The sequence below is a fragment of the Celeribacter persicus genome, from assembly GCF_003050785.1.
Taxonomy (GTDB): Bacteria; Pseudomonadota; Alphaproteobacteria; order Rhodobacterales; family Rhodobacteraceae; genus Celeribacter; species Celeribacter persicus.
Genome location: NZ_QAOH01000013.1, coordinates 77177 through 91265, shown reverse-complemented (window position 1 = coordinate 91265; position 14089 = coordinate 77177). Strand labels below are relative to the sequence as shown.

Sequence of the window (14089 nt, the reverse complement as noted above, 5' to 3'; positions counted from 1 at the left end):
CCGTAAAATCACAAAGTGCCGCGCTTCCTCATCGGAGTGCGGCACTTCTGGTTTTCTGATGGCGAAAATACTCCCGCCGGAGGCCTCCCCCTCAGTCTTTGGTCACGTCATAATCGTAAAGCCAGGAAAACCGCTCCACCGCCTGTTTCGGGGCCAGATGCCCGGCAAAGCGCAAAGCTGCATGGCCAAGAAAGCGTTTCGGTCCGCTCAGGTGGTAATTCCTCGCATTGGCATTGGCCGCCTCGATCACCCGCACCACCCGTTCACGGCGCTTGGCCTGATAAGCGGGCAGCGCCTGATCCAACGGCAAGGTCGCAAGGCAATCGGCCAGAACCCAGGCATCTTCCAGAGCCATCACCGCCCCCTGCGCCAGAAACGGCAACGTCGGATGCGCCGCATCGCCCAGCAAAGCCGTGCGATCCGAATGCCAGCACAGCGCCACCGGATGCCGGAACAGGCCCCAGCGCGACACCTCTGTGGCCCGCGACAGCAAGCCTTTGATCCCGGGACAGAAATTCGCGAAATTGCGCATCATTTCGGCCGGGTCGCCCGTGTGGTTCCAACCCTCTTCGACCCAATCCGGCCGCTCTTCCACGGCAACGATGTTCATCAGCGTCCCGCCGCGCAACGGATAGCTCACCACATGACGCCCGGCGGCCATATGCACCATGGCAACCGGCGGCTCATTGCCCATGGCGGGCACGGTGGCACGCCATGCCGTCTGGCCGGTGAAAAACGGTTTCGCCGGGCCGTTGAGCATCGGGCGCAGTTTCGAATGCAGCCCGTCCGCGCCGAGCACCACCGCATGACGCACCGTCTCGCCGGATTCGAACACAAGGCTCACCCCCTCCGCATCGCCATGGATCTCATCGACCTTATGCGACAGACGAATCTCCACCCCGCTCCCGCGCGCGCCCTCTTCCAGAAGCGCGATAAGATCGGCCCGGTGCATCAACAGAAACGCATCGTCGGGACGGTAAGCGGCCAGATCGAGGTAGAGCACCTCGCGTCCCATATAACCGTCGACCAGCCGCACGCCTTGCGAGCGCATCGCCCGTGTTTCGGGATCGAGCCCCAGCGCCTTGAGCACCCGCACCCCGTTGGGCGAGATCTGAAGCCCCGCCCCTACCTCGGCAATCTCGGGAGATTGCTCATAAACCGTCACCTTGGCACCACGCAGCGCCAGGGCCTGAGCCACGGCAAGCCCAGCAACGCCCGCTCCCAAAACCGCAATATCCTGACCGATCACCATGGCAGCGCTCCTTTATGTTGTCTCTCCGGGTTTACCTCTGCACAAAACAAAAAACACCAGAGTTTCCCCCGGTGTTTCTCATAATTCCGCACAAAGCTCACGGGGCCAAATTGCCGCGAGGCGGCTTAACCGTGCCCCGAGCGCTCAATCATCCCTGTGCACTTTTTCACGGCGCTCGTGGCGTTCCTGCGCTTCCAAAGTCATGGTCGCGATCGGGCGCGCGTCGAGGCGTTTCAAAGAGATCGGCTCGCCGGTCACTTCGCAATAGCCGTACTCGCCCTCGTCGATCCGGCGCAGCGCCGCGTCGATCTTCGCCACCAGCTTGCGCTGACGGTCCCGCGTGCGCAGTTCCAGCGCACGATCCGTTTCCTCGGAGGCGCGGTCGGTGATGTCGGGGATGTTGCGGGTGCTGTCCTGCAAACCTTCGATCGTGTGGCGGCTTTCGTCGAGAAGCTCGGCCTTCCAGTTCAAAAGTTTGCGGCGAAAATATTCGAGCTGACGCTCATTCATGAAAGGTTCGTCCTCGGCGGGACGGTAGTCATCAGGCAAAAAAGCCTCAGCCTTCATAGTGCTCACCTCTGTCGTGCCTTCGGCCGCGTTTTCGATGTTATCAGCCATAAGGCGCCCTCCAATTGCGGCCCGTTTAACGCGTTTGATCGGGGATGTCACGTCACAATCGCCCTCTTATTGCACCTTTCCCCCCTACCGTTATGATCTCGCACAAACCCTGTCCTTCAAGGCCCGAAACACTATGAAATTTTCCTCAACCGAAAGTTACGTCGCCCCCGCCGATCTAACCGTCGCCGTCAACGCCGCCATCGCTTTGGAGCGTCCGCTGCTGGTCAAAGGCGAGCCGGGTACCGGCAAGACCGAACTGGCCCGGCAGGTCGCGGCCTCTCTCGGCCTCGACATGATCGAGTGGAACATCAAATCCACCACCCGCGCCCAACAAGGCCTCTACGAATACGATGCCGTCTCGCGGCTCCGCGACAGCCAGCTTGGCGATCCACGTGTCGAGGACGTGCGCCACTACATCAAGAAGGGCAAGCTCTGGCAGGCCTTCGAGGCCGACCGGAAAGTCGTCCTGTTGATCGACGAGATCGACAAGGCCGACATCGAGTTCCCGAACGATCTGTTGCAGGAACTCGACAAGATGGCCTTCCACGTCTACGAGACCGGCGAGACCGTCACCGCGCGCCAGCGCCCGGTCGTCATCATCACCTCGAACAACGAGAAAGAACTGCCCGACGCCTTCCTGCGCCGCTGTTTCTTCCATTACATCCGTTTCCCGGACATGGAGACGATGAAAGCCATCGTGAACGTCCACTTTCCGGGCATCAAGGAACGGCTTCTGAGCACCGCGCTCACGCAATTCTACGAGATTCGTGACACGCAGGGCCTCAAGAAGAAGCCCTCCACCTCGGAGGTGCTCGACTGGCTCAAACTGCTTCTGGCCGAAGACCTCTCCCCCGAAGACCTCGCTCGCGATGGTGCAAGTGCCCTGCCGAAACTCCACGGCGCGCTTCTCAAAAACGAACAGGACGTCGCCCTCTTCGAGCGCCTCGCCTTCCTCGCTCGCGGGCAGCGGCGCTGACGCAGAACCACAACGATGTGCGTGAATGCGCTCTCCCCGGTGTGTCATTCGCGCTAAAGCGTTCGACCAAAAAGCCTCAATCACAGTTTTTGGTCGAACGCCGCGCAACATCTGAACGTTGTACACGTCCTGCCTTTATCTGATGTCTCAGGTTAAAGGCAGGACGCTTTAGGGAAGGGCTTGAAATCGCAAAGCGTTTGCGGGAAGCAAAGGGGGTCAGCACATCTCGCACGGAAGGCCTCCCCCATGCCAAACACCATGCCCCTCACCATCCGCCCCCTCACCCTCGACGATCGCTCCCAATGGGAAAACCTATGGCGCGCCTATCTGGCGTTTTACGAAACCGAGCTGAGCGCGGACATCTACGAGACCACTTTCCGCCGCCAGATCGACCCGCAACACACGGAACGCGGTGCGTTGGTGGCCGAACTGGACGGAAAGCTCGTCGGTCTCGCGCATTACATCTTCCACGCCCATAACTGGCGCTTCGAGGATGTATGCTACCTGCAGGACCTTTATGTCAGCGAAGACGCCCGTGGCCATGGTGTCGGCCGCGCCCTGATGGAAGCTCTCTACAAACTGGCTGACGCCCACGGCACGCCGACGGTCTACTGGACCACGCAGGAAGACAACGCCACCGCACGCCAGCTCTATGACCGCATCGGCAAACTGACGCCGTTCATCAAATATACGCGCGTATGAGATATGTGCCGACGACATTGCGCGTCATAAACCTAAAGCCCAGAGCGTTTTGAAAACGCCTTCAGCGTCAGGAAGACGTCAGATCATAACCTGCAACGGCTGATCATTTTTGGCATGACGAGCGATAATTCTCTTCTGTAACTTTCCAACGGGAATGAAGCGCGCCGATGTTCTGGCAGCAGAGGTGTTCAGCCCGGGAAACAGCCCGAGAATTTCCTCTCTCGCTTCTGGCGAAACTGCGTTCAGGGCCTCGGGCCCCGTAAACAGGCTTTCCGATGCCGCGCCTTCCGCAAAAATAATCTCATGCCGATCAAAGAGCAGATGAAAGTATCTGACCTGCGTGACAGTCGTGTCGACAAAAACACCGGGCAATTCAGTCAGCTTGATCGCTGCGACCAGAACCTCCCTCCGGCCCGTCACCCGCTCGGCAATTTTGGAGTCGATCAGGATACGGTGCTGGCGCGAAACGAGGAGATCCCGTTGCGGCAAGCCTTTGCCAAGCGCCCCGGCCATAATCCGAACCGGATACAATTTGGGATTTCGCGCCAGATCCGCACCATTTATGACGCGCCCTCCTATCCATTTGAGGGCAATGAATTCCCCAGCAAAATTGCGCACCCGATCCCCGGCCGAAAGGTCTTCGACAGGCCGCATACCTTCACCTGTTTCGATGAGTGTTCCGTCACAAAAACAGATCGTCGCGCCACCTTGTGTAAGTGTCCCATCAATCCGGTTGCCGGTCTTGGTAAACTGGATGGAATTGCCATCGCGGGCGGGGGCAGCCGGAATATTTGTCGATGTCTGACCTGCGGCTGGCCCATCGGTTGCGGTGATCGCCGTTGTCCCGCCCCCGATATCGAAGAACTGCAAAACGGGCGAAGCAAGGCTATTGTCGACAAGGGCCATTGCTTCCGCTTCGCCCCCGCTTCCAAGATTGCCTCCAATAGAATCGGGATCTGTTGTTCTCACCGTGACGGAATAAACGTAGTATCCGTTATTCGGGTCGATAACAGGAGTCAGCGTACTAAGACTCACAACTGTAGAGGTTTCGCCAGTCGTTTGATAAGTCGCAAACTGAAAATCATTCGCGCGGGCGAATTCAGCGGGCGTAAGCGTAATTTCCACATATTCCGCAACGCCGGAAGAACTGGCATACGTGTTTAAATAGTGAATTTCAGATATCCAAGCCATTTACCACACCTCAAGTCTTTTGAGACATAACTCTTTACTCTTCTGCTCCAGAACCATTTGGCCCGCATAAAACGTCCTTAACGGAAACTTAATGTATAAAAATGGCAAAATTGTGTTCGTTTCGAAGACAATCCCCGTCATGGCGGAAACCATTATTCGGACACCAAACACCGTCAGGACTTAGGCGATATCTTCATCTGGGAACGGCTCCTCACCGCCCGGACACACCATTTCCCACGCAGGATACCTCCCTCACCGGAGTCCTCATGTATTTGCCTTAGAAAGGCCATAGTTTACCTCTTAATACGAAAACCATGGTATGAGTGACTTAAGGCAAAATGAGTTAAGCGTGAAATCCGAGAATGAGACTGGCGCAGTAAAGCCACCGCAAGCGTATAAACCGCACCCGAAGCCTCCGTCAGATCGGCCTTCAGGCCAGCACCGTGCCGTCGGCCGACTGCATGACCGCATCGTCAAACAGAGCCCGCTCATTCCTCAAGTACACACGGTGATCGGAGGAGCCGCTCGCCTGAAAGGGAACCGGCATCATGAAAATCAGGCTCGAAGCCCCGTCAGAACAGTTCAAAACGGCCTCGGACAATCGGTTTCAACCCGACTGAAACGCCCCGGAACCAGGACCGTGTCAGGACAACGTCAGATGCCATCACCAAGGCAATAACCGCCTGAATATCATTGACCTAACCAGCGCTCCCTCCAGAATGCCACCCAAGAAACAACCTAAATCAGGTATTATAGAAAATGACCCGAATTGCTGCCCTCACCCATGTGCGTGAAGATGCCTTTTTCACGGATATCTGGATTCGACATTATTCGGGACTGGTCGGACGCGAAAACCTGCATATCATGCTCGACGGAACGGACTGGACCCCGACGGTCGATCTGTCCGGCATTTCGACCAGCATCATGACCGGCTTCAAGGGAGACCAGAACAAGGACGACCGCCGGGTCATGAAATTCGAAGACCGCATGGTGGAAAAGCTTCTGGAAACATATGACTATGTGATCCGCACGGATGCCGACGAACTGGTCATGCCGGACCCCGGCACAAACCTGACCATCGCCGATGTCGCACGCGAATCCGACGAATTCGGCACACGGTACGTCTCCGGTCTGGATCTGGTTCAGAATATGACTTGCGAAGGCCCGCTGACCAACACCCAGCCCATCCTTTCCCAGAGACGCTATGGCGTGATTTCAAAATGGTACATGAAACCAATGATTTTCAGCCGCCTTCTGCCTCTCAATCAGGGCAGCCACATCGCACGCGGCGTCCCTCCCATCGTCAGCGAGAATATCTTCATGTTCCACCTGACCGCAGTCGACAAGGCGCTCACCGAAAAACGCTACGCCTGGCGCCACGGCATTAATGACGATTTTCAAAAGCATCAGGTTCATCATTTCGCGAAATTCGACGCCATTGAGCAATGCGAAAACCTCATGGATATGGATGAAGCTTTTCGCTATGCTCGCGAGGAATTCCAAGACAGGAATGGCCGGATCGGCAATCGTCCTCAGAACTTTTCGGACCGGACCGCCAACGGTAAAATCTGGATCAATGGAGAAGATCGCAACGTCTATCTGGTCGAAATTCCCAAACGGTTCGAAGGGTTTCTGTGACGGTTCGAACATCGCGGTCATCCCATGAACATGGTCTTTTCCCGAAACCAGATACTCTGCGGTTCTGCCGCGCGCCCGTCAGGGCGAAATCGTCGCGAAGACTGAAAGAGGCACTATGACGCCATCCCCGATGCGCACCGCGCCCGCAGGGTCCCGCAGAGGCGCCGTTACCCATCCGATCCTCCGCCTTCTGGTCAGCACCGTGCTGCTGGCCGGTTGCATGAGCGCACCGTCCCGGACGCCCGACACCGCCCGCGCGGCGCCCGCGAGCCTCGACCTGCCGCCAATGAAAATCTTCTCCCCGGCACCTCGTCAGAGCACTTCGCGTTCCAACGCCTCCATCGCCCGCGATTTCCTCGATCTGAGCTTCGCGCTCGAAACCGGGGCGACCCTTGATCGTTTCACCCGCTTCGAAGGTCCGATCACCCTGCGCATCACCGGCGAACGTATCCCCGCCTCGCTGGGCTACGACCTCTCCCGCCTCATGGATCGTTTCAGGACCGAAGCCGGGATCGAAATCAGCCGCGTTGCCGCCACCGCGCCCGCCTCGATCACCATCGAGACCCTGACACAGGCGGAACTGTCGCGACGCGCGCCCAACACCGCCTGCATCGTCGTACCGAACGTGTCGAGCTGGCAGGAATTTCGTCACGCCCGTCGCGCCAGTCTGAGCTGGACCCAGGTCGAGCGCCGCGAACGCCTTGCCGTCTTCATCCCCGAAAACATCCCGCCGCAGGAAATCCGCGACTGTCTGCACGAAGAACTCGCTCAGGCGCTCGGGCCGCTCAACGATCTCTACCGCCTGCCGGATTCAGTGTTCAACGACGACAACATCCATTCCGTCCTGACGTCCTTCGACATGCTGATCCTGCGTGCCACCTACGCGCCCGAACTGCGCTCCGGCATGACCCGCGCGCAGGTCGCCGCCGCCCTGCCCGGTATCCTCGATCGCATCCACCCGGCGGGTGTGGGACGCGCCACCGATCCGGTACAACCGACCCCGCCCGACTGGACCACCGCCGCACTCATCGCCATGGGGGACGGGTCTTTGGCGCAACGCCGCCGCGCCGCCGAAATCGCCGTCACCATCGCCCGGCATGAGGGCTGGTCCGACACCCGTGCCGGATTTTCGTGGTTCCTTCTGGGCCGCCTCGCCGTATCCAGCGACCGCGCACAGGCGCATCTTGCGCTCGATGAGGCCTATCGCATCTATGCAGCCCGGCCCGAGACCCGCTTCCACGCCGCCCATGTCGCCATGCAGCGCGCGGCCCTTGCCCTGTCGGAACACCGCTACGAGGCGGCCTACGAAATCTCTGCCAGCGCCATCGACGCCGCCCGCGATGCGGAGAACGCCGCCCTTCTGGCCTCCCTCATGCTGACTGAATCCGAAGCGCTGGCCAAACTCGGGCGCACACAGGACGCCCGCTCTGTGCGGCTCGACAGCCTCGGCTGGGCACGCTATGGATTTGGCTCAGACGAAGAGGTCCGGGCCCGCGCCGCCGAAATCGCCGCCCTCGCGCGATAGAAAGCACGCCGTCCCCACGCCTCCAAGGGGAGCAAAAGATGATCGGGATCATTCTGACCGTGATGGGTGGGCTTTGGGGCTGGAGACTGGCCCACAAACGCGGCGGCAACCGCGCCGACAAGCTGCAATATATGGTGGTCTACGCGCTGATTTTCGGCGTCGTCGGTCTGTTCGCGGGCGTCCTTCTCGACCGCTGGATCTGAGCCATGTTCCTGCGCTTCTTCGACATCCTGCGATCCGAAGGCGTCCCGGTGAGCTTGCGCGAATTCCTCGCCTTTCTCGAAGCGATGGACCGTGGCCTTGCGCTTTACGACATCGAAGAGTTCTACTTTCTCGCCCGCACCACCATGGTCAAGGACGAACGCCACCTCGACCGATTTGACCGCGCCTTTTCCAAAACCTTTCAAGGTCTTGAACAGATTTCCTCAGACGACATCCTGAACGCGCTCGATCTGCCCGAAGACTGGCTGCGCAAGGAGATGGAGAAACATCTCACCCCCGAGGAAATGGCCGAGATCGAGGCTCTGGGCGGGTTTGAGGCGCTCATGGAGACGCTCAAACAACGCCTCGAAGAGCAAAAAGGCCGCCATCAGGGCGGTAACAAATGGATCGGCACCGGCGGCACCTCGCCGTTCGGCGCTTATGGCTACAATCCCGAGGGCGTTCGGATCGGTCAGAAAGAATCACGTCATCGCCGCGCCGTAAAGGTGTGGGACAAAAGAGAGTTTCGCAATCTCGACGACACTGTCGAGATCGGCACCCGCAACATCAAACTCGCCATGAAGCGCCTGCGCAAATGGGCGCGCTCGGGGGCGCATGAAGAGCTCGATCTGGACGGCACCATCCGCGCCACCGCCGAGCATGGTTATCTCGACGTCCAGACCCGCCCCGAGCGGCACAACGCCGTCAAGGTGCTGATGTTCTTCGATATCGGCGGCTCGATGGACGACCATATCAAAGTTGTCGAGGAACTGTTCTCCGCTGCGCGCAGCGAGTTCAAGCACCTCGAATATTACTATTTCCACAACTGCCTCTATGAAGGCGTGTGGCGCGACAACCGCCGCCGCTGGGGGGAGAAAATTCCGACCCGCGACGTGATGAACACCTATGGCAAGGATTACAAGGTGATCTTTGTCGGTGACGCCTCCATGAGCCCCTATGAGATCGCGATCCCCGGGGGCGCCAATGAGCACTGGAACGAAGAGGCTGGAGCCACATGGCTGGCCCGCGCGCGCGCGACATGGCCCGACCACCTCTGGCTCAATCCGGTGCCGGAGACGCATTGGCCCTATACCCAGTCCATTGCCATGATCCGCGAAATTTTCGAAGATCGCATGGTGCCGATGACCCTCGAAGGGCTGGAGCGCGGCATGAAACTTCTGGGCAAATAAAGTTATAAATTAACCTTAACTTCATTCGTTAACCACATCTTAAGTTAAGACTATATTAAGATTTTAAAGAGTGTCAGAACTATGCTCGAAATCGGGCTGGGGGCAGCTTGAGAACAGCGAAACAACGGCCCCAAGGCCCTGTCCGCACCGAGGTTAAGATGACACGTCCACACTTTTTCCCTCTGAATTTGGCAACCACAATCGCCCTCTCGCTTGTTCCTCTGAGCGCAAGTGCAAACAGTGGCCTTGGTTTTACCGGGGCACAAAGCAGTATCGGATATCTCTCCCGCGACGGCGTGGCCCTCGCAACAGCGGACGGCAACCTCGATTACAGCATTTCCCGCCATCACGGCCTGCAACTCGATCTGGGCACCATCTCTTTCCCGGATCACTACCAGGGCACGCTGGCCGGACACCTCTACATGCAACCGAACGCGGATGCGAAATACGGCTTCTTTGCCGCCTATACCGACCTCAACGACGATGCCGCCTATATCGGCAGTCTCGGCGTGGAGGGCCTTTGGACCTTTGGCAAGCGCACGCTCTTGTCGTTGCGCGCCGGGATCGGCCTGTACGAACCGCAGAACCGCGATTTCCTTTTCGGCGATCTGGAACTAAAAACCGCCCTCTCCGAACAACTGGCCCTGTCTGCGAACCTGTCCGCTTACGATCTGGAGGAAGCCGACCTGTTTTCCCGCGACATCACGGCCAGCCTGGGCGCGACCTGATCCTTCGCGGCCGCCCCCGTCGATTTCACCCTCGCAGCGTCCTACAGTTTCGTTGACAACACAGCCGGCAACGATGAGGACTTCGGGCTCGCCGCCCTGCTGATCTGGCGCCCCGGCGGCGACAGACAAGCGATCCGCCCGCTCTATGGCGAAAGCTTTGCACCGGTGCGCCCGCTCACCGGACTGTTAGCACGCGCGAGTGACTGACCGGACCACCAACCGGTCTGAGATGGGAAAATGCGACCAGGTGGGGTTTCCCTGCCCTCTGGCCGCCCCCATATTCAGACCATGTTGAAATTCACGCCCCTCCTCCTCGCCCTGCTCTGGGGCTTCGCGATGTACCGCTTTTCCGCATGGCGTACCGTACGGGAACTTGAGGCGCGTTCCTCGGAACTCGCCGATCCCGCGCTCGCTCGCGTTTTCAACCAACTCGCCAAGGCGCTCGACCTGCCCCGCGTGCGAGTATTTCTCTACGAGATCGAGCCGGTCAACGGTCTCGCCGCGCCGGACGGCAAGGTCTACATCACCCGCGGCTTTTACGAAAAGTTCCGCGCGGGTCAGATCAGTGACGCGGAAATGGCCTCCGTCATCGCTCATGAGCTGGGCCACGTGGCCTTGGGCCATTCGAAACGCCGGATGATCGACTTTTCCGGCCAGAATGCGCTCCGCACCGCACTCGCCATGGTGCTCTCCCGGTTTCTGCCCGGCATCGGGGCCTATCTCGCGGGCTGGCTGACGCAGATGCTCGCCGCCAAACTGTCGCGCTCCGATGAATACGAGGCCGACGCCTATGCCACCGCCCTTTTGATCAAGGCCGGGATCGGCACCGGACCACAGAAATCCCTCTTCGAGAAATTGCCCCATCTCACCGGCGCACACGGCGCCTCGATGCCCGCCTGGCTGATGAGCCACCCGAAGACCGGGGAACGGATCAAAGCGATCGAGGCCAATGAGGCGAAATGGTCGTGATGTGGATGGCCTTCCCTAACGCATTTCGGCTTTCTGATGGCCTGAATACTCAAACCCGACACCTCAAGATGCACGGCTCCCGAGGTTCTGGCCCCCTGAGTTCACGCCCCTCCCTCACGCATTAACCTTAATTTCGGTTAACCTTAACACTACCAATCAGCACCAAAAGCGCGACGAACCTGCCCGACAAACGCCCGGTACAAATCCGACAGGGCAGACCCGTTTTCTCAAAGAAACCAGCTCCCAACTTCTTCTTGGCCCAAATACTCGAAAACCGCTCAGCCAAGTGCCTTGCCGAGCCGCGGCAAGCGTGCCTTTTTCATGAGCCGCCGCACGTCCCAGACCTCGCCGGACAACCGCTCGGCCTCAAGCCGCACCTCTTCCACCGCCTCGGCCACAATCTCCGGATGATCCGACCAGAGCCGCCAGAGAAACCCGTCCGGGTCCCAGCGCGCGAGCCCTTCCTCAGCCAGAACATGACGGGGAAAATCCTGCGCGTTCATTGTCACGATGGCCTCAGCCCCGCCCGCAATCGCCGCCGCAAGAACGTGAATGTCATTCTCGTCCGTCAGGTAAAGACGCGCCTCCAACCCCTTGTGTTCCCTGACTTCCGCCTTTGGAAAAGCCACCCGCACAAGAGCCACTTCGCCACGCGCCTGCGCCTCGCTACCGGGGCCGATCTTGCGCGCGGCTCGCGCCCATTCCTCAAGGATACGCGCCGACCACAAAGGCGTGTAAAGCCCGCGTTTCGCGACGCCCAAAAGCACCTCCCGCATCACCGTCGGGTAGAGCACACAGGCGTCCAGAAGCACCTTCACGGCATCAACCGGTAAAACAGCGCCTTGAGATAACCGCTCTCCGCGAGCTGCGGCATGAGCGGATGATCCGCGCCTGCAAACCCGGTGTGGATCAGCTGGGCCGCACGCCCCGCCCGCCCGATCCCACGGTTACAGGCGGTGCGGAATTTCTCCAGATCGGCGGCGTGCGAACAGGAACAGAGGCCCAGATAGCCGCCGTCGCGCACCAGAGGTGCGGCCATGCGGGCAACCCGTTCGTAGGCGCGAAGGCCTTTTTCCAGAGCCGGTTTCGAAGGCGCGAAAGCTGGCGGATCGCAGATCACCACGTCGAAGGTCTCGCCCTCATCCGCAAGCGCCGCCATGACGTCGAACGCATCGCCCTTGCGGGTCGCGAAGGCGGCGGATTTGCCCATGACTTCCGCGCCCTTTTCGGCCAGTTCCAGAGCTGCGGCGGAACTGTCCACGGAAAGCGCCGAAGCAGCCCCGCCCGCCAGAGAGGCCAGAGCGAAGCCCCCGACATGGGAGAACACGTCAAGCACCTTCTTGCCCGCCACCAGACGTTGAGCAAAGGCGTGGTTCGGGCGCTGGTCATAGAACAGCCCGGTCTTCTGCCCCCCCATGAGATCGGCCATATAGGTCGCGCCATTCATCGGCACCGGGATCGGCCCCTCGACCTGACCCGAAAGAATTTCCGTTTTCTCTTCAAGCCCTTCGAGCCCGCGCGCCCGTCCCGTGCCGTTCATCACTACGGTGGTCACGCCGGTCACATCGCGAAGCGCTTCGGCCAGAGGCGTGATCAGCACATCGGCCCAGGCGGCGTTGGGTTGCACCACGCAGGTGTCGCCGAAACGGTCGATCACCACGCCGGGAAGCCCATCGGCCTCCGCATGAACCAACCGGTAGAACGGCGCATCGAACAGCGTCTCGCGATGCGCCAGAGCGCTCTCGAATTTCGCTCGGAACCACTCTGCGTCGATCTTAATCGCCTCGTCACGGTCCAGCACACGGGCAAAGATACGCGAGTTCGAATTGACCGCCACGAGGGCGAGAAAATTGTGCTCCGCATCTTCGAGACGGGCGATACTGCCGGGCGCAATCGCCTTGGTGCGCCGGTCGGTGACCAGTTCGTTGTCATAGACCCAAGGCGCGCCATGGCGGATCGCCCGGGCGTTGGCTTTGGGTTTGAGGCGGATGGTCGGACCGGAGAAGTCGGACATGGGAAAAGAGGGCTCTGTCATGAGAGCCCTCTTAGCCGTGTTTCGCCCCGCAAGGAAGGGGGATCAGAGTGTGATCGGCTTGCTCAACTCGCCATAAATCACACCGGCCAGATGTTCGCCGATCCGCATCCGCTGGGTGATGCCCGCACGGTCGGCGGCCACAGCGGCGTTACCGCCGAGCGCATCGAAGGTGGCATTGACCATATGCGAGGGGACGATCACCGCACCGGTGTTGGCATCGCGCACGGTCAGCAGGAATTCGATCTCATGCTTGGACGGCAGCGAGGAATAGCGCACGCGCTGGGTCTGCGCATGGAAGCGCACGAGCTGCACGTCGAGTACCACCGCGCGCGCGCCGTCGAGCGCCTTGGCTCCGGCGTTGAACCCGGCTTCCATCACCGATTTCACCTGTTCGCGACGGTTGCCGAACGGATCCTCGCGCCAGACGATATCGGCGCGCGGTTTGATGCCGTTGTCCTCGGACACGGTAAGCGTCTCCGGCACGGTCACGTTGACCTTGGTGACCCGAAAATTCGGGGCGATCCGTACGACCTCCGCACTCTGACCGCCGAGCGGCAGGTTGAATGGCGTCGCACGCGACGTGGTCTCCGTGGTGCAGGCGCTTGTGGCGGCGGCAAGGATCAGGGCTGCTGCGATGTTGAATGTCTTTTTCATGACGACCTCCGGGGTTCTCCCCTGTTTCGTGAGTAACGATGACGGGGAAATGAGGCCGAAATACGAAAATCCCGGAGCATTTCCGGGATTTTCAAAGCGTTATCGTGCGTGGGCAGAGGCTTTCGCCAGATTTGCCGCTCAGGCAGGTTTTCAGGCCCGTTTTTATCAGGCCAGTTCGGCGGCGCGAGTAGTATGGAACCGGCCACGCAGCCACTTGCCAGCGGCGCGCATCATCGAGCGCATGGCCAGAGCGCGTTGCATGCGCGCTTCTTCTTCGATAGCGAGATGGGAAAATTGAACGACGGTACGTGTGGTCATCAGGATCACCTTTTCAAGGGTTGGCCCGCCGGTCTGTGCCGACATTGGCGCGATTGTGTTGATCCTCCCGATGCCTCAGATATAGGTCAAAA

The 14089-nt window shown here is 59.8% G+C and carries 15 protein-coding genes; 8 read left to right on the top strand and 7 right to left on the bottom strand.

All coding sequences use genetic code 11. From position 1 onward, the window contains the following. Window positions 1-91: 91 nt before the first annotated feature. Window positions 92-1252, bottom strand: a complete 1161-nt coding sequence (locus tag C8N42_RS15315; protein WP_107817445.1) for an FAD-dependent oxidoreductase — start codon at window positions 1250-1252, stop codon at window positions 92-94. A gap of 144 nt (window positions 1253-1396) precedes the next feature. Continuing rightward, on the bottom strand, window positions 1397-1819 hold the full coding sequence (dksA, locus tag C8N42_RS15310) for an RNA polymerase-binding protein DksA (protein ID WP_107817469.1): 423 nt from the start codon (window positions 1817-1819) through the stop codon (window positions 1397-1399). Between the two features lie 184 nt (window positions 1820-2003). Between dksA and C8N42_RS15305 the strand changes: the two genes are divergently transcribed. Further along, a complete protein-coding gene (locus tag C8N42_RS15305) occupies window positions 2004-2846 on the top strand; it encodes an AAA family ATPase (protein WP_107817444.1) in 843 nt (280 codons plus the stop codon). A gap of 246 nt (window positions 2847-3092) precedes the next feature. After that, window positions 3093-3548 carry a GNAT family N-acetyltransferase gene (locus tag C8N42_RS15300; protein WP_245890182.1) on the top strand — a complete coding sequence of 152 codons (456 nt, stop codon included), beginning with the start codon at window positions 3093-3095 and terminating at the stop codon, window positions 3546-3548. Window positions 3549-3626: 78 nt separating this feature from the next. Here the strand turns inward: C8N42_RS15300 and C8N42_RS15295 are convergent, their stop codons facing one another. Next, entirely contained in the window at window positions 3627-4739 is a 1113-nt protein-coding gene (locus tag C8N42_RS15295) for a Hint domain-containing protein (RefSeq protein ID WP_107817443.1), read from the bottom strand. Between the two features lie 759 nt (window positions 4740-5498). On the opposite strand from C8N42_RS15295, the gene C8N42_RS15290 reads away from it, so the two are divergent. The 6 genes from C8N42_RS15290 to C8N42_RS15265 all read left to right on the top strand — a co-directional run bounded on the left by C8N42_RS15290 (window position 5499) and on the right by C8N42_RS15265 (window position 10990). Beyond that, on the top strand, window positions 5499-6377 hold the full coding sequence (locus C8N42_RS15290) for a hypothetical protein (RefSeq protein ID WP_107817442.1): 879 nt from the start codon (window positions 5499-5501) through the stop codon (window positions 6375-6377). Window positions 6378-6492: 115 nt separating this feature from the next. After that, entirely contained in the window at window positions 6493-7902 is a 1410-nt protein-coding gene (locus C8N42_RS15285) for a DUF2927 domain-containing protein (protein WP_245890180.1), read from the top strand. Between the two features lie 38 nt (window positions 7903-7940). After that, window positions 7941-8105, top strand: a complete 165-nt coding sequence (locus C8N42_RS15280; RefSeq protein WP_107817441.1) for an apolipoprotein acyltransferase — start codon at window positions 7941-7943, stop codon at window positions 8103-8105. Between the two features lie 3 nt (window positions 8106-8108). Further along, window positions 8109-9293 carry a vWA domain-containing protein gene (locus C8N42_RS15275; protein WP_107817440.1) on the top strand — a complete coding sequence of 395 codons (1185 nt, stop codon included), beginning with the start codon at window positions 8109-8111 and terminating at the stop codon, window positions 9291-9293. A gap of 158 nt (window positions 9294-9451) precedes the next feature. Further along, complete coding sequence (locus C8N42_RS15270; protein WP_107817439.1) at window positions 9452-10021, top strand: hypothetical protein; 570 nt, start codon at window positions 9452-9454, stop codon at window positions 10019-10021. 288 nt (window positions 10022-10309) lie between these two features. Then, the gene (locus tag C8N42_RS15265) at window positions 10310-10990 is read left to right on the top strand and encodes a M48 family metallopeptidase (RefSeq protein ID WP_107817438.1); all 681 of its coding nucleotides are present in this window, start codon (window positions 10310-10312) and stop codon (window positions 10988-10990) included. A 278-nt stretch (window positions 10991-11268) separates the two neighbouring features. Here the strand turns inward: C8N42_RS15265 and C8N42_RS15260 are convergent, their stop codons facing one another. The 4 genes from C8N42_RS15260 to C8N42_RS21650 all read right to left on the bottom strand — a co-directional run bounded on the left by C8N42_RS15260 (window position 11269) and on the right by C8N42_RS21650 (window position 13997). Continuing rightward, window positions 11269-11808: an RSP_2648 family PIN domain-containing protein gene (locus tag C8N42_RS15260; protein WP_107817437.1), complete on the bottom strand. Its 540-nt coding sequence runs from the start codon at window positions 11806-11808 to the stop codon at window positions 11269-11271. Next, a complete protein-coding gene (locus C8N42_RS15255) occupies window positions 11805-13025 on the bottom strand; it encodes an RSP_2647 family RNA methyltransferase (protein WP_107817436.1) in 1221 nt (406 codons plus the stop codon). The genes C8N42_RS15260 and C8N42_RS15255 overlap by 4 nt, the downstream gene beginning before the upstream one ends. A gap of 42 nt (window positions 13026-13067) precedes the next feature. After that, the gene (locus C8N42_RS15250) at window positions 13068-13679 is read right to left on the bottom strand and encodes a DUF6778 family protein (RefSeq protein WP_107817435.1); all 612 of its coding nucleotides are present in this window, start codon (window positions 13677-13679) and stop codon (window positions 13068-13070) included. Window positions 13680-13844: 165 nt separating this feature from the next. Further along, window positions 13845-13997: an RSP_7527 family protein gene (locus C8N42_RS21650; protein WP_170109321.1), complete on the bottom strand. Its 153-nt coding sequence runs from the start codon at window positions 13995-13997 to the stop codon at window positions 13845-13847. Window positions 13998-14089: the final 92 nt, after the last annotated feature.

Coding starts and splice junctions, on each gene's coding strand:
- dksA (WP_107817469.1), bottom strand. CDS start 1,819: ATGAAGGCTGAGGCTTTTTTGCCTGATGACTACCGTCCCGCCGAGGAC.
- C8N42_RS15280 (WP_107817441.1), top strand. CDS start 7,941: ATGATCGGGATCATTCTGACCGTGATGGGTGGGCTTTGGGGCTGGAGA.
- C8N42_RS15250 (WP_107817435.1), bottom strand. CDS start 13,679: ATGAAAAAGACATTCAACATCGCAGCAGCCCTGATCCTTGCCGCCGCC.
- C8N42_RS15295 (WP_107817443.1), bottom strand. CDS start 4,739: ATGGCTTGGATATCTGAAATTCACTATTTAAACACGTATGCCAGTTCT.
- C8N42_RS15290 (WP_107817442.1), top strand. CDS start 5,499: ATGACCCGAATTGCTGCCCTCACCCATGTGCGTGAAGATGCCTTTTTC.
- C8N42_RS15305 (WP_107817444.1), top strand. CDS start 2,004: ATGAAATTTTCCTCAACCGAAAGTTACGTCGCCCCCGCCGATCTAACC.
- C8N42_RS15270 (WP_107817439.1), top strand. CDS start 9,452: ATGACACGTCCACACTTTTTCCCTCTGAATTTGGCAACCACAATCGCC.
- C8N42_RS15255 (WP_107817436.1), bottom strand. CDS start 13,025: ATGACAGAGCCCTCTTTTCCCATGTCCGACTTCTCCGGTCCGACCATC.
- C8N42_RS21650 (WP_170109321.1), bottom strand. CDS start 13,997: ATGACCACACGTACCGTCGTTCAATTTTCCCATCTCGCTATCGAAGAA.
- C8N42_RS15285 (WP_245890180.1), top strand. CDS start 6,493: ATGACGCCATCCCCGATGCGCACCGCGCCCGCAGGGTCCCGCAGAGGC.
- C8N42_RS15300 (WP_245890182.1), top strand. CDS start 3,093: ATGCCAAACACCATGCCCCTCACCATCCGCCCCCTCACCCTCGACGAT.
- C8N42_RS15315 (WP_107817445.1), bottom strand. CDS start 1,252: ATGGTGATCGGTCAGGATATTGCGGTTTTGGGAGCGGGCGTTGCTGGG.
- C8N42_RS15275 (WP_107817440.1), top strand. CDS start 8,109: ATGTTCCTGCGCTTCTTCGACATCCTGCGATCCGAAGGCGTCCCGGTG.
- C8N42_RS15265 (WP_107817438.1), top strand. CDS start 10,310: ATGTTGAAATTCACGCCCCTCCTCCTCGCCCTGCTCTGGGGCTTCGCG.